Genomic DNA, 14,709 nt, shown 5'->3' on the forward strand with positions numbered 1-14,709 from the left:
GAATCACCATGCATCCTGTGCCACGTCCGATGTCGTTCCGGGTGGTCGCCGTGGTCGCCCTGCTCTGGAACCTGTTCGGCCTGCTCTCGTTCTACCTGCATGTCACCGCGACACCCGATGTCGTCGCCACTTGGCCCGAAGCCCAGCAGCAGATCGCCGCGGCGACGCCGCGCTGGATCTTCGTGCCGTTTGCCGTCGCCACCATCGGCGGCGTGCTGGGTTCGCTCGGCCTGCTGCTGGGCAGGCGCTGGGCGGTGCCGGTGTTGCTGCTGTCGCTGCTGGCCATCCTTGTGCAGTTCGGGTCGATCTACGCGATCACGCCCACGTGGGCGCTCACCGGCATCGGCGGCGCGATCCTGCCGCTGTGCATCGGCTTGTTCGGCCTGTTCCTGTGGTGGTACGCGGGCAAGGCGGCGTCGCGCGGCTGGTTGCGCTGAGCCGCGAGACGATCAGCGCATGGCCGCAAACCTCGCCATTTTCCGCTTCGATGGAAAGAATCCCGTTGCGGGATGCCATGGAACCCTGCCGATGATCGCTGTCGTTCGCCCGTGTGTGCTCATCGCCGTCGCCACAGGCGCCTTGCTGCTCGCGGCCTGTGGTCGTGGCCAGCCCGCGCCCGCCAAGCCCGAGCCGCCGGTCGCCACGGACACGCCGCCCGCGACGTCGCCGGCACGGATCGTGGCGGTCGTGCCGCCACCCAAGCCAGTGGCCTACAAGGTCGAGGGCGGCGCCGATGACTGGCACGGCACCGGGATCGTCTGCGATTTCGAGAAGCCGTTTCAGCTCAAGGGTGGCGGTCTGACCGTGTATTTCACCCCGACCTCGAAGGACGGCGGCACCTACAAGTACGACGGCCACCTGAGCGGTTTCGGTGTGCGCGGCGGCGAGGCCTACTCGGTCGAATGGATCGGCAGCGCGCCGGTCAGGATGAAGGGCTGGGGCGTGGGAACGGTAATGACGCCGATCGGGCCGCAGAGCGACAACGGCGTCGAGCACTACACGATCGAGCGATCCACCGAACCTTGCCCGGCGGCTTGAACGCTCAGGCCGCGGCGCGCGCCTTGAGCATCGCGTAACAGGCGCGCAGGCCCTGCGCTTCACCACCGGCCGGCTTGCCGGCGCGGTCGCTGTCGTTCCACGAATAGACATCGACATGCGCCCAGCGCTGGCCTTCGGTCACGAAGCGCTCCAGGAACAGCGCAGCGGTGATGCTGCCGGCCATGGTGCTGGCGCTGCCGTTGGCGAGGTCGGCAATGCCGCTGGTGAGATAGCGCAGGTACGGCCGCCACAGCGGCATCCGCCACAACGGATCGCGCGTCGTGTTCCCGGCCGCCAGCCAGTCGTTGGCCAGCGACTCGTCATTCGCATACAGCACCGGCAGGTCCGGACCCAGCGCGATGCGCGCGGCACCGGTCAGGGTGGCAAAGTCGAGCAGCAGGTCGGGCTTGAGCTCGCAGGCGCGGGTCAACGCGTCGCACAGGACCATCCGCCCTTCGGCATCGGTGTTGTCGATCTCCACGCTCACGCCGGTGCGGGTGGCAACGACTTCACCGGGGCGGAAGGCATCGGGACCGACCGCGTTCTCGACCGCCGGCACCAGCACGGTCAAACCCAGCGGCAGCTTGCGCGCCATGATCAGTTCCGCCAGCGCCAGCGCATGCGCGGCACCGCCCATGTCCTTCTTCATGTTGCGCATGCCGACCGCGGTCTTCAGGTCCAGGCCGCCGGTGTCGAAGCACACGCCCTTGCCGCAGATCGCGACATGCGGATGCGAGGCATCGCCCCAGCTCAGTTCGATGATGCGCGGCGGGCGATGCGAGGCGCGACCGACTGCGTGGATGGCCGGATAATTCTGCGCGAGCAGATCGTCGCCGGTCGTGACCGTCAGCGCCGCGCCATGTGTGGCCGCGAGTTCGCGCGCCAACGCTTCCAGATCGGCCGGCCCCATGTGTTCGGTCGGGGTGTTGACCAGGTCGCGCACGCGTACGCAGGCAGCCAGCAGGTCGAGGGTTTCGACATCGAAGGTGTCGACCAGGCGCGCGGGCAATCGGGTGTTTTTCTTGTAACGGTCGAAGCGGTAGCAGCCCAGGCCCCAGCCGAGATGCAATGCCTGGCGCGTCAGGTCATCGACATCGCCGACGACCTGCCAGTCGCCGCCCGGCAGCGCCAGTGGTGCATGCGCGTAGCTGTACGGATCCAGCGCGTCGCCGATGCCGATCACCGCACCGCCGATCGCGCCCTCCGCATCCGCCCAGCTTTGCGCGGTGCCGGCACTGCCGTCGAAGCGTTGCGCGGCCAGCCAGGCCTGCACGGCCGGCACCTGCGCATCGCGCCAGGAGGCGAAGGCGGCCTTGTGGACGAGGTGCAGCGGCTGCGGCGTCATCGCCGCATCGACCATGGCGAAACCGGCGGGCAGGGTCATGCGGCCTGCTCCTTGTGCAGGTGGGCGTCGAGCGCGTCGGCAAGTTCGCCGAGGGTGGTCACGCGCAAGTCGGCATGGGCAAGCGCCTCCGGCCAGGTGTGGTCGCCGCGGTCGATCCAGCAGGTCTGCAGGCCGGCAGCGGCGGCACCGGCGATGTCGGTGCGCGGATCGTCGCCGACATGCAGCACTTGATGCGGCGGCAGGCCGAGCCGCTTGCAGGCTTCGTGGAATAGGCCGGCATCCGGCTTGGCCGCGCCGTACTCGCGCGCGCTCAGCGAAAACACGAACAACGGGGCGATGCCGACCGCGCCGAGATCGGCATTGCCATTGGTCAGGCCCGCCACCGGCAGGCGCGCGGCGATCCGCTGCAAGCCGGCTTCAGCATCGGCATAGAAATCCACGCGGTTGCGTTCGCGGAAGAAGATCGCGTACGCGGCGGTGGCGAGTGCCGGGTCGTCGCCGCTTTCCTTCAGCGCGCGCTCGATGGTCAGCCGCCGCAGCAAGCCCAGGTCATGCGCATGCTCCGGGAACTGCGCGAACACGCGTTCGCGAAGATGGCGCATCTCGCTGATCGGGAAGCGCTCGGCGGTACGCGGGCTGTGGGCGACGAACCAGTCGTGCAGGGCGCATTCGATGCGCTCGCCGATCGGTGCGAACGGCCACAGGGTATCGTCGAGGTCGAGGGTGACGGCACGGATGGGAGACTTCACCGGCGCATTGTAGGACGCGCCCGCGCCACAGGCGTGATCGCGGTCGCGCTTTGCCGGCATGGCCGGTCTCAGCTCATGTAGCCCGAAGGCCGCATCCGGGGTTGGCTCGCCGATCCCTCATTCGAGCAGCTTCGCCCAGCCTTCCATGCCCTCGATCCGGGTCAGCACGATCTTGACGCAGACCAGCATCGGCACCGCCAGCAGCAGGCCGATGATTCCCCAGATCCAGCCGAACACCATCAGCGCCAGGATCAGGATCAGCGGCGACAGCGCCATCCGCTTGCCGAGCACGATCGGCGTCACGATCTGTCCTTCCAGCGTGTGCAGGCCCAGGTAGATCGTCGCCGGCAGCAACGACTGCACCGGATCGTCGAAGCTGGAGAAGCCCATCAGCAGCATCAACACGATGCCGATCAGCGGCCCGACATAGGGAGCGAAATTGAGGATTGCCGCCATCGTGCCCCACAGCAAGGCCTCGTCGAGCGGCAGATCCATGAAGAAATACAGGCAGCCGGCAAACACCAGGCCGACCACCGCGTTGATCACGCTGATGGTCAGCACGTAGCGACTGACTTCGGTTTCGATCGCCTGCAGGATGCCGACCGTCACCTTCTTTTTCTGCCGGTCCGGCAACAGCGCGATCGCGTGCCGCTGCAGGTCCTGTCCATAGACCATGAAGAAGAACGTCAGCAGTACCACGGCCAGAATCGACGTGATCAGCATCGGCGTGGTGGTGAGCACGCGGTAGGGATCATTGACCTCGGTCCTGACCACCTGCACCGGCCGCGAGGTGTTCTCGCCACCGGCGGCGCGGGCGATGTTCTCGGCGGCCTTGTTCGCCTCCTGCATCGGTTTGGCCAGCTTCTGCAGCTTGGGTGCCAGGCTGCGCAATTCGCGCGGGGCCTCGCGGATCCATTCGCCGGCCGGCTGCACAAGTTGCTGGCCAAGCAGTACCGCCAGCGCGATACCGCTGCACAGCACCGCCAGCGCGGCCAGGAAGCGCGGGATGCGAATGCGCTGGAGCACGCGGATGATCGGGTTGCCGACCAGGGCGAAGAACATCGCCAGCAGCACCGGCAGGATCAGGTCCTGGGTCGCCCACAAGGTGTAGCCGACCGCCAGCACCGCCAGCACCACCAGCGAGGCCGACGCGCGCGGGCGCGTGGGGGGCGAAATGCTGTCAGGGACAATTTCCGGTGTGGCCGGAATGGTCCCTGACACCATTTGCGTTTCCGCGTTGTCTATCGGCGGCGCGCTCATCCGCCGCGCGCAGCCCGTTCGATCGCGGCGATCTCGTCATCGCTGACAGGTGCCACGCCCGCACTGCGGTCCGCGACCGCACCGGTGGCATCCGCGGCGTTGCCCGCGGCATCCGCCGCCTGTTCCGCATCCTCGGCCGCGGCCTGTGCGCTGCCACTGGCCAGCATGCCCGACAGCGCGGTGACCAGGTTGAGCAGGCCACCGCTGCCAGCCAGCTTCAACGGTTGCGTGCGGCCGACCAGGAAACCGCTGGCCAGTCCGGCGATCACGATCCGCCCCGGCGTCCAGCTTTGCCGCCAGGTCGTCTTGACCTGCTGCCATTGCGCGCTGGTGCGGCGCTCGCGGTCTTCTAGCGCCTGTTCGGCCTGTTCCACCTTGGCGATCAATGCATGGAAGCTCATCTGGGTTCCTACGGTGGGGTCACGTCGACGCCCAGCCCCTTCTTCATCGGCTTGCCGGCGGTGGCATTCGCCTCGGCCACGCGTTGCGCGGCGTCGACGCTGGACTCGGCGCTGCCCGGGTTCGGCATCAGGTCGGCCAACTCGCCGAAACCGAGGCGGGCGAACTGGCGACGCGTGGCCTGCATCCGGGTGTGTTCGAAGTAGCGCATCGCCGCGACCACCGCGGCGACGGTGATGGCGATGCTCAATGCGGACGCGATCAACAACGAGACCAGCCAGGAAATCCCGGCCGCCTGCATCGCCGCGATCAGCGCCCCCATCAGCAACAACCAGGAAGACGCGCCGAAGGCGATCGCCACACCGGTGAACGCCAGTGCCCGGCCGAACGCGCTGCGGGCGAGCGAAAAATCCGCGGCGACCAGGATGCGCAGCGCCTTCAGGCTGTCGCTGGCGGCCTTAAGTCCGGCACGGCTGTCCGCGCCCAGCGCATGCAGAGCCTCGCCCAGATCGGGCGGGGCCTGCGGCTTGGCGGCAGGATCGGGCGGTGGCGCGTCGCCGTCGGCGCGCATGCGTGCGGCTTACTTGTCGCTGCGGCCGAGCTTGGAAATGATCCAGCCGGCAGCGAAGGCCACGCCGAAGGCGGCCAGCGGACGCTCGCGGATCAGCTCGGCAGCGCTGTCGATGAGGTCGCGGCCCTTGTCCATCAGCGCGTCCATCTGCTCACCGGCCGCACCGCCCAGGTGTTCGGCGGCGCTCAGCCCGGCCAGCGCGCCGTCGGCCAGTTCGGACTTCATCTGCGCCTTGCCCAGCTGCACTTCGCCGCCGGCCGCGCTGGCAGCGCCCTTGATCGCATCGCCGGCGGCAACCGCCGCCTGCTTCAGGTGAGAGCCGGCTTCGCCGAGATTGGATTTGACCGCGTCGGTGTTGTTGCTCATCCGGAACTCCTCGTGGGGAAACATGTGGAAATGGGGAATGCAGCTTGTAACGAACCATCTTTAACGAAGATGCAGGCTCGCATCGTCCACGTGATGCGACCGTCATGGCGCGATGCCGATCAGCGCATCACCAGCTGGCCGCTGTTGCGTCCGCGCAGCACGCGCAATACCAGTTGTTGCGGTTGCGCCGAAACCGCCGCGCGGAAGCCGGTCAGGTCGCTGAAATTGCCGCCGCTCGAGGCCAGTACCACGTCGCCGCGTTGCAGCCCATTCTGCGCCGCGCGGCTGCCGCGCTGCACCTCTTCGACCAGCACACCGGCCAGCCCCTGACGGCGCAGCGATTCCGGCAGCTCGGCGAAGCTGGCACCGCCCAGGCGTTCGTCCAGCTGCGCGCCCTGCAACGCCTTCGGCGCTTCGCGCAGGCTGGTGGCCAGCTGCAGCGGCTTGCCGTCACGGCGCACGTCCAGGGTGACCCGCGCATTGACCGGTTGCAGGCCCTGGAAATTGCGCAGTGCCTCGGCGTTGTCGATGTGGTCGCCGTTGGCGGCCAGGATCACGTCGCCGACCTTCAATCCGGCGGCTGCACCGGCGGAGCCGGGATAGATCCGGGTCACCACCGCGCCGCGGGTTTCGCCCAGCCCCAGCGCGCGGGCGATCTTGGCGTCCACGTCCTGGGTATCGATACCCAGGGTGCCGCGACGGACCACGCCGCCGGCCAGCAACTGATCCTTGATGTTGTTGGCCAGGTTCACCGGGATGGCGAAACCCAGGCCGATGTTGCCGGCCATCGAGCCCTGCCGGTTGTAGCTGGCGGTATTGATGCCGATCAGCTGGCCGTTGAGGTTGACCAGCGCGCCGCCCGAGTTGCCGGGATTGATCGAGGCATCGGTCTGGATGAAATTCTGGAACCCCGCGCCGGGCAGGTTGTTGCGGCCGATCGCCGAGACGATGCCCGAGGTCACGGTCTGGCTGAAGCCGAACGGGTTGCCGATCGCCACCACGAAGTCGCCGACCTGCAGACCGTCGCTGTTCGCCATCGGGATCGCGGTCAGGTCCTGCGCCGGGATGCGCATCAGCGCCACGTCTGTATCGGCATCGCCACCGATGAACTCGGCCTTGAGCTTGCGGCCGTCGGCCAGCATCACCTCGACCTCGTCCGCGTTCTCGATCACGTGGTTGTTGGTCAGCACCAGGCCGCGCTGGGCGTCGATGATCACGCCGGAGCCCAGCGACTGGGCGATGCGTTCCTGCGGGATGCCGAACATCCGGCGGAACACCGGGTCGTCGCCGAACGGCGTGTTGACCCGGACGCGCTGCTTGCTGGTGACGCTGACCACCGCCGGCAGGACTTTCTTCAACATCGGTGCCAGCGACGGCACCGGCACGCCGTTGACCGCGGTCGGCAGCGCGCCAGCGGCCGGCACGGTTGCAGTGCTGGGGGGCGGTTGCGCACCGGCGGGCGCGTCCAGCATCAGATCGAGGCCGGTGGCGGCGAATCCACCGAAGGCGGCGGCAGCGGTCAGGGCCAGCAGGGTGCGGCGGGCGGTGCTCGGGGCGTGCTGCATTGCGGGACGACTCCGGGATGAATCAGGGGGATGCACCGGTCGGTGCGCATTCACACTTTCCCCCGGCGCGCTTGAATCTTCGGTGAAACCGCGGCGGGATGCGCGTGTCAGCCGGCACCCCCGCTTTGCAAGTGGTTTTCGACAAAATTTGGCGTTGACTTGCCCGGGCACGCTGGGTACCTTCGTTTGCTGGCGAGCCACTACATCTTGTGGTCAAGCTCGTCGAACAGGCCCAAGACTTGTGCCCGGGGAGGGACGCAAGGCTTGGCAGGAACGACGTCGGGGAGCGGCGCGTGACGAGGCTGGAGTTCGGCGGCAACGCCAGGAAAACCAATGACATGCAGGCTGCGCGCAGCGCGCGGCATGCATCGTTGCCGGCGGAATTCGCCGCAGGCGACGCATATCGATCACGACGCGGCCCCGCCGCGCACGCGCAACAGGACAGGAGAGTCGTCAGGCATGAGCACGGTGAGGCTGGAAGCAGTGGCCACGGACGCAAAGCAGGACATCCCGATGCAGCCGGCCTCGCTGGACATCTGGGACAAGAAGTACCGCCTCAAGACCAAGCAGGGCGTGGCCCTGGATGCCGACATCGACGGCACTTACCAGCGCGTGGCCAAGGCGCTGTCCGAAGCCGAATCCACCGCCGAGCTGCAGCAATACTGGATGGAGCGTTTCGCCTGGGCACTGCGCCGCGGTGCCATTCCCGCCGGCCGCATCACCAGCAATGCCGGCGCGCAGGAACACAAGCCGGCGACCAGCACGATCAACTGCACCGTGTCCGGCACCATCACCGACTCGATGGACGGCATCCTCGACAAGGTCCACGAGGCCGGCCTGACCCTGAAGGCCGGCTGCGGCATCGGCTATGAATTCAGCACGCTGCGCCCGCGTGGCGCGTTCGTCGCCGGTGCCGGTGCATACACCAGCGGGCCGATGTCGTTCATGGATATCTACGACAAGATGTGCTTCACCGTGTCTTCGGCCGGTGGCCGTCGCGGCGCGCAGATGGGCACCTTCGAAATCGCCCACCCGGACGTCAAGGACTTCATCCGCGCCAAGCGCGAAGACGGCCGCCTGCGCCAGTTCAACCTGTCGCTGCTGATCACCGACGGCTTCATGGACGCAGTCAAGACCGACGCCGACTGGCCGCTGGTGTTCCCGGTGGCAGTGAAGGAAGCCGACGAGATCGACCTGGCCAACCCCGCCCAGGTGGTCTGGCGCGAGTGGCCGACCCACGCCGGCTACATCACCCGCGAGGACGGCCTGGTGGCCTGCAAGATCTACGGCCAGATCCGTGCCCGCCACCTGTGGGACATGATCATGGTGTCCACCTACGACTACGCCGAGCCCGGTTTCATCCTGATCGACCGCGTCAACGAGATGAACAACAACTGGTGGTGCGAGACCATCCGCGCCACCAATCCCTGCGGCGAGCAGCCGCTGCCGCCGTACGGCGCCTGCCTGCTCGGCTCGATCAACCTGACCAAGTTCGTCAAGCATCCCTTCACCGACAAGGCCAGCTTCGACTGGGAGGAATACAAGGAAGTCGTCCGCGTGTTCACCCGCATGCTGGACAACGTGGTCGAGGTCAACGGCCTGCCGTTGCAGCAGCAGCGCGACGAGATCGCCCGCAAGCGCCGCCACGGCATGGGCTTCCTCGGCCTGGGCAGCACCGTGACCATGTTGCAGATGAAGTACGGCAGCAAGGAATCCTGCGAGTTCACCGAGCGCATCGCCCGCGACATGGCTGTCGCCGGCTGGGAAATGGGCTTGGCGCTGGCCAAGGAAAAGGGCGCCGCGCCGATCATGGACGAGGTGTTCGAGGTCACCGCCGAGATGCTGCGCAAGCGCCCGGAAATGGTGAAGGACGGCTGGACGCTGGGCCAGCAGATCAGCGGCAAGGTGCTGCACGCGAAGTACAGCCGCTACATGCAGCGGGTGGCCGAGGTCGCCCCGGAACTGGTCGCGGAACTGGCGGAGGTGGGCGCGCGCTTCACCCACCACAGCTCGATCGCGCCGACCGGCACGATTTCCCTGAGCCTGGCCAACAATGCCAGCAACGGCATCGAGCCCAGCTTCGCCCACCACTACAGCCGCAACGTGATCCGCGAAGGCAAGAAGTCCAAGGAAAAGGTCGACGTCTGGTCGTTCGAGTTGCTGGCCTATCGCGAACTGGTCAACCCGAAGGCGATGCCGTACGCCGAAGACGCCGCGGCCAGGCTGCCGGACTACTTCATCAGCGCCGACGACATCACCCGAAGGCGCACGTGGACGTGCAGGCCGCCGCGCAGAAGTGGGTGGATTCCTCGATCTCCAAGACCGCGAACGTCCCCACGGACTACCCGTACGAGGACTTCAAGGACATCTACCGCTACGCCCACGAGCAGGGCCTGAAGGGCTGCACCACCTTCCGCTTCAACCCGGCCGCCTTCCAGGGCGTGCTGGTCAAGGACGCCGACCTCGAGAACACCACCTACCGCTTCGAGCTGGAAGACGGCAGCGTGGTCGAGGTCAAGGGCAACGAGCAGATCGAATACGACGGCGAAATGCACACCGCCGCCAATCTCTTCGACGCGTTGAAAGAGGGTTACTACGGCAAGTTCTGACCGCGCCCTGCGGCGGACGCGGCAGTCACGATTCGTCACGCTGCACGCACGCCGCAAGCAGGTATAGGATCGCGCTGTAATACCCACCAACCAATGCCCTACAGGAGGGCTTCATGAGCAATGGAAATGGAGTGGCGGCCACGCTGTCCGATGCCGCAGAAAGCGTGAAAGAGAAAGCGTCCGAGATCGGTGGTGCCGTGGCCAACACTGCCAGCGCCACCGTGGCGAAGGCGAAGAAGGCCGCGAAGTCCGCCGAGAAATCGGTGAAGTCCTCGGTCGCCAGCGCCAAGAAAGCCGTGGCCAAGCGCACCGAGAAGGCCAGCAAGGCGGTCAAGAAGACCGTTGCCAACGCGAAGAAGAAGCTCGCCGCCGCCAGCGCCGATGCCAAGAAGGAAGTGGCCAGCCTGAAGAAGAAGGCGACCGGCAAGAAGGCCGCCAAGAAGGCACCCGCCAAGAAGGCCGCTGGCAAGAAGGCAACCAAGAAAGTCGCCAAGAAAGCCACCGCCAAGAAAGCGGCAGTGAAGAAGGCGGTCAAGAAGGTCGCGAAGAAAGCCACGGCCAAGAAAGCGGCAGTGAAGAAGGCGGTCAAGAAGGCACCCGCCAGGAAGGCAGCTGCGAAGAAGGCACCGGCCAAGAAGTCCGCGGCAAAGAAGGCAATGAAGAAGTCCGCGGCCAAGAAGGCGCCGGCGAAGAAAGCCGCCAAGAAGGCAACGAAGAAGAAGTAAGCACGCACCACGTCCGCCCGGCGTCGCGCCGGGCGGATGGATTCGCAACGCAAATACCCATAACAACAAGACAGCACGGAAACCGGAACACACATGGCCGTCAGGATCGAAAAGAAAATCAAGGGCTACGCCGTCGTCACCCCCGAGGACAAGGCGAAGGAAGCGGTCAAGGTCGACTCCGTCAGTCGCGCCCAGGCGGAGGCCGACCTGCCGGTCGCCGACGTCATCCAGATGCACGAGCGCATCGAGCGCCCGGAAGTGCTGATCGGCAGCACCTACAAGATCAAGTCGCCGCTGGTCGAACACGCCATGTACGTGACCATCAACGACATCGTGCTCAATGCCGGCAGCGACCATGAACACCGCCGTCCGTTCGAGATCTTCATCAACTCCAAGTCGATGGAGCATTTCCAGTGGATCGTGGCGCTGACCCGGATCATGTCCGCCGTGTTCCGCAAGGGCGGCGACGTGACCTTCCTGGTCGAGGAAATGAAGGCCGTGTTCGACCCGAAGGGCGGCTACTTCAAGGCCGGTGGCGTGTACATGCCGTCGCTGGTCGCCGAGCTCGGCATGATCATCGAGGACCACCTGAAGTCGATCGGCATGATGCACGACCCGGAGATGAGCGACGCGACCCGCGCGCTGATCGCGGAGAAGCGCGCGGCGTTCTCCAAGCTGGGCTCAAAAAAAAACTCTGACGTGACCCCGGTCGCCGGCGTGATCGCCGACTCCACCGCGGACCACCAGGAAGAGATCGAAGTCACCGGCGACGGCGCGAGTTTCCCGCCGACCGCGACGATGTGCCACAAGTGTTCGACCAAGGCGCTGGTCCTGATGGACGGGTGTGCGACTTGTTTGAATTGTGGGTATTCGAAGTGCGGGTGATCTCGCAGTAACACGCTTTTACGGCCAGGCACTCGTCTGGCCTGTGTTCAATGGGGATACGGCTATGGCAAAGCACAAAGTTTTTATCAGCTACGATCATTCCGAGGACGCTGTCTACAAATACCTCTTGTGTGCATGGGATGCGAACCCATCGTTCGATTTTGAATTCGACAATCGAAGCCCCAATGTTGCCATCGACAGTACCGATGCGGCGGCAATTAAGACAGCACTTACAAAGAAAATGAAGGAATCCACCCATCTACTTGTACTCGTCGGCGAAAAGTCGAACGAGAGTAAATGGATGAAGTGGGAAATCGACCGAGCAAAAGATACCGATACGAAGCTTAAGATTGCTGCAGTGAAACTCGCTAAAGCGAACATATGTCCGGCTGGTCTACTGGGATGCGGAGCTTCGTGGGCGACCAGCTTTGAGCGCGATCGAATCATCGACGCTCTCAACGGTGCCACTAATAATTACTAGGTAAAGCGGCCACACTAATGAACGCACCTAGGCAGCCAGTTTGCTTCGTAGTAATGGGTTTCGGCCGCAAGACAGACTACGAGTCGGGTCGAACCTTGGATCTCGATGCAACTTTCAGCGAAATCATCTCTCCAGCCGCTGAGGCTAAGGGGTACCGTTGCATCCGAGCTGACAAGATTTCGCACTCGGGGCTCATCGATCTGCCGATGTATGAAATGCTTTTACGAGCAGACCTGGTTATTGCAGATATTTCGACGGGCAATGTAAACGCTGTGTACGAACTTGGTGTAAGGCATGCGCTGCGCCCGCGATCGACAATCATCATAAAAGAGTCGAAGGGCCGCCTTCACTTCGATCTGAATCACGTAAACACGTTTGAATATGAACATTTAGGGGATGACATAGGCTCACGTGAGGCGCGTCGGGCGCAAGCGGATTTAGGGCTCCTCATTGAAGCTACAACGAACTCAAATCGCCCGGATAGTCCCGTTTACACATTTCTTCCGAAGCTTCAGCAGCCACGTTTAACAGATGAGGAGTACGAAGATCTCCTTGACGCCGCCGAAGACGCACAAACGCGCATCACTGCACTCCTAGACGATGGGCAAAATGCAATTGACCAGAGCGATTTCGAAAAAGCGGTAGTTGCATTTTCTTCGGCTAGAGAACTTCGGCCAGATGACACATACATCCTGCAACGACTGGCTCTGAGTACTTATAAGGCGTCTAAGCCTTCTAAGTTGTCAGCCTTAATCGATGCTTTGCGAATTGTCGATCAATTAGGCCCTGATGACTCCAACGACCCAGAGACGACGGGGCTGGCTGGCGCTATCCATAAGCGTCTTTGGCAAGAGACAAAAGATGTTGTTCAGCTGGAACGTGCAACCAAGTTTTATCGTCGTGGATTCGAGATTCGACGCGACTACTACAACGGCGAGAATCTCGCTCTCTGTTATGACCTTTTAGCCGACCAATCGACTGGGGCTGAAAGAATCTTTTATAGGGTTTCAGCTGAGCGTACGCGTCACGAAATCGTTGCGCTTTTAACCGCTATAACGGCAGCTGACACATTTCAGGATCGCAGCGATAGGAAGTGGATATTTGCAACGCTTGCGAATTCCTACTTGGCACTCGGGCGCTTGGATGAGGCTCGCGCAGCGGAAAATGAATTTCGTAATGAACTGCCAGCGGATTGGGAAGTGCAGTCTTTCGAAGAAGGGAAGGTCGCTGCTCAGCGAGACCGGAGCACATAGCGAAACAGGGGTCAGAGTCGACCTTTCTTGAGGCCAGAAAACAGGGGTCAGAGTCGACTTTCCTCAAAGGCAGGCATGTACCTGCTTAGCCCAGGGTGTCCGATGCCCCCGTGTTCAGCGTTGCACTGACATGTGCGTCGCAGACGCGGTATTCCGCGGCCGCATCCGCCGCCACCATTCTTGCCACGAACCAAGGGTCAGCGTCGACTTTGATGCGGGGCGGAGCACTCAAAGCAGTTAACGTAAGTCGACAAGTGGAGTGACCAATGCACACTTTTGCGCGTAGAGCTTCGTTATGTGTAGCCGCTTTAGCTGTGCTTGCAACGCCTGCATACGCTTACAAACTAGCAACCAAGGCCTCAGCCGAAGAACGTCGACTGGCCGGAATCACAAATAGTTCTTGGACAGCGGCGCTTTCTTACATCGCTGCGCGCGGCATGCCGCTGTTGACTGAACCGGTCCACGAAGAAGCTACGAACAGAATCTACGGATGCAATGGCGATGTGTGCGCCGGTGCTGAGGCCACCCAGGCGCCTGCTGCAGTGCTCTCCGGCGTGCGATGGAATGACGATCCACCCTTTCGCATGACAGCGCAGCAGGCGCGAGGCATGGGGTGTCAGACCGCGTCGACTATCCGTTTTGAGACGCAGCCAAATTGTTGGGTAAGCCTGTTCCGTGATGCGGAAAAGCGCGCCGCCAAAGGCGCGAAGTACGGTCCAGGCGACGCAATGCTTTATCGCACCCACTTCGGTGACCTTCAATTTCTTCACGCGATGGCCAGCCGAAACGGCGAGCTTGCGCGAGACACAAAGCAGCGATTGATGGACTGGTTCGAATTCACCTGGCGCTCTGCGCTTGGCGAATACACGTTGGATACAAGGCTGAAAAGCATCACGTCCAACCAAACCATCGTGGCGGCATTTGGAAAAACCGACTGGCGCCTGCTTGATCTATACACGCAGGGTGCGAGTGGCGGATTGCGGGGGCGTGTAAGCGACGTTGCGTTCGGGTCATTGCTTCATGCGTTGGAAGATAGCTACGCAGCCGGGCACGCCGCGCGCGAGGAGTCCAGCGGGAGCGCGCGTTGTTATGCGGGTGACATTAGTGTTGAAGCGCCAGGTGCGATCCTCGCGTTCCATTCCTACAGTCAGCAGGATCACGAAGCACATGAAGAGGCTGACAGCCGTGCCAAGTTCATGGCGGATTTTCAGCAGCCAGGGAACGTAGTGGACGTTGGGCGCGCGTTAGTGCGAGCCCGGGCACAACGGCTGCCTTGGGAAACCATGCGTCCGATGTTCGACTGTCTCCTGACGCTGGAAAGGCCAACCACGCCGGCAGGTCCGGGCGAGGGGTTCGAGAACTTGAACTGAGACGCGTTAGCTTTGCGAGGCATTTCGATCTAAGGAAAAACAGGGGTCGGGGTCGACTTTTCTTGAGGCGGGCATGTCCCGCCTTTCGCATGT

General features: G+C 63.7%; 14 protein-coding genes and 1 pseudogene. 8 read left to right on the forward strand and 7 right to left on the reverse strand.

Annotated elements, in window-relative coordinates; genetic code table 11:
* Positions 1-8 precede the first annotated feature (8 nt).
* Positions 9-437, forward strand: a complete 429-nt coding sequence (locus tag H9L16_RS06815; RefSeq protein WP_187553772.1) for a hypothetical protein — start codon at positions 9-11, stop codon at positions 435-437.
* Positions 438-456: 19 nt separating this feature from the next.
* Complete coding sequence (locus H9L16_RS06820; RefSeq protein ID WP_187553773.1) at positions 457-1,038, forward strand: hypothetical protein; 582 nt, start codon at positions 457-459, stop codon at positions 1,036-1,038.
* Positions 1,039-1,042: 4 nt separating this feature from the next.
* Here the strand turns inward: H9L16_RS06820 and H9L16_RS06825 are convergent, their stop codons facing one another.
* The 7 genes from H9L16_RS06825 to H9L16_RS06855 form a co-directional block, all read right to left on the reverse strand.
* On the reverse strand, positions 1,043-2,422 hold the full coding sequence (locus tag H9L16_RS06825) for a leucyl aminopeptidase family protein (RefSeq protein WP_187553774.1): 1,380 nt from the start codon (positions 2,420-2,422) through the stop codon (positions 1,043-1,045).
* Positions 2,419-3,132 carry an HAD family hydrolase gene (locus H9L16_RS06830; protein WP_229796634.1) on the reverse strand — a complete coding sequence of 238 codons (714 nt, stop codon included), beginning with the start codon at positions 3,130-3,132 and terminating at the stop codon, positions 2,419-2,421. The genes H9L16_RS06825 and H9L16_RS06830 overlap by 4 nt, the downstream gene beginning before the upstream one ends.
* 117 nt (positions 3,133-3,249) lie before the next feature.
* Entirely contained in the window at positions 3,250-4,356 is a 1,107-nt protein-coding gene (locus tag H9L16_RS06835) for an AI-2E family transporter (RefSeq protein ID WP_187553776.1), read from the reverse strand.
* Between the two features lie 32 nt (positions 4,357-4,388).
* The gene (locus H9L16_RS06840; protein WP_187553777.1) at positions 4,389-4,793 is read right to left on the reverse strand and encodes a hypothetical protein; all 405 of its coding nucleotides are present in this window, start codon (positions 4,791-4,793) and stop codon (positions 4,389-4,391) included.
* Positions 4,794-4,801: 8 nt separating this feature from the next.
* Positions 4,802-5,362, reverse strand: a complete 561-nt coding sequence (locus tag H9L16_RS06845; protein WP_187553778.1) for a phage holin family protein — start codon at positions 5,360-5,362, stop codon at positions 4,802-4,804.
* A gap of 9 nt (positions 5,363-5,371) precedes the next feature.
* Positions 5,372-5,728 carry a hypothetical protein gene (locus tag H9L16_RS06850; RefSeq protein ID WP_187553779.1) on the reverse strand — a complete coding sequence of 119 codons (357 nt, stop codon included), beginning with the start codon at positions 5,726-5,728 and terminating at the stop codon, positions 5,372-5,374.
* Positions 5,729-5,847: 119 nt separating this feature from the next.
* On the reverse strand, positions 5,848-7,293 hold the full coding sequence (locus tag H9L16_RS06855; protein ID WP_187553780.1) for a Do family serine endopeptidase: 1,446 nt from the start codon (positions 7,291-7,293) through the stop codon (positions 5,848-5,850).
* A 459-nt stretch (positions 7,294-7,752) separates the two neighbouring features.
* On the opposite strand from H9L16_RS06855, the pseudogene H9L16_RS06860 reads away from it, so the two are divergent.
* From H9L16_RS06860 to H9L16_RS06885, 6 genes and pseudogenes are all read left to right on the forward strand, one after another.
* Positions 7,753-9,902, forward strand: a pseudogene (locus H9L16_RS06860) (adenosylcobalamin-dependent ribonucleoside-diphosphate reductase).
* A 113-nt stretch (positions 9,903-10,015) separates the two neighbouring features.
* Positions 10,016-10,627, forward strand: coding sequence for a hypothetical protein (locus H9L16_RS06865; RefSeq protein WP_187553781.1), 612 nt, complete (start codon positions 10,016-10,018; stop codon positions 10,625-10,627).
* 93 nt (positions 10,628-10,720) lie between these two features.
* A complete protein-coding gene (locus H9L16_RS06870) occupies positions 10,721-11,512 on the forward strand; it encodes a TSCPD domain-containing protein (RefSeq protein WP_187553782.1) in 792 nt (263 codons plus the stop codon).
* 64 nt (positions 11,513-11,576) lie between these two features.
* Entirely contained in the window at positions 11,577-11,993 is a 417-nt protein-coding gene (locus H9L16_RS06875; RefSeq protein WP_187553783.1) for a TIR domain-containing protein, read from the forward strand.
* A 53-nt stretch (positions 11,994-12,046) separates the two neighbouring features.
* Positions 12,047-13,246, forward strand: coding sequence for a tetratricopeptide repeat-containing protein (locus H9L16_RS06880; RefSeq protein WP_223158186.1), 1,200 nt, complete (start codon positions 12,047-12,049; stop codon positions 13,244-13,246).
* Between the two features lie 437 nt (positions 13,247-13,683).
* A complete protein-coding gene (locus H9L16_RS06885; RefSeq protein ID WP_187553785.1) occupies positions 13,684-14,616 on the forward strand; it encodes a hypothetical protein in 933 nt (310 codons plus the stop codon).
* The last annotated feature ends 93 nt before the right edge of the window (positions 14,617-14,709 follow it).

Origin of the sequence: Thermomonas carbonis, from assembly GCF_014396975.1 — a bacterium.
Classification (GTDB): domain Bacteria; phylum Pseudomonadota; class Gammaproteobacteria; order Xanthomonadales; family Xanthomonadaceae; genus Thermomonas; species Thermomonas carbonis.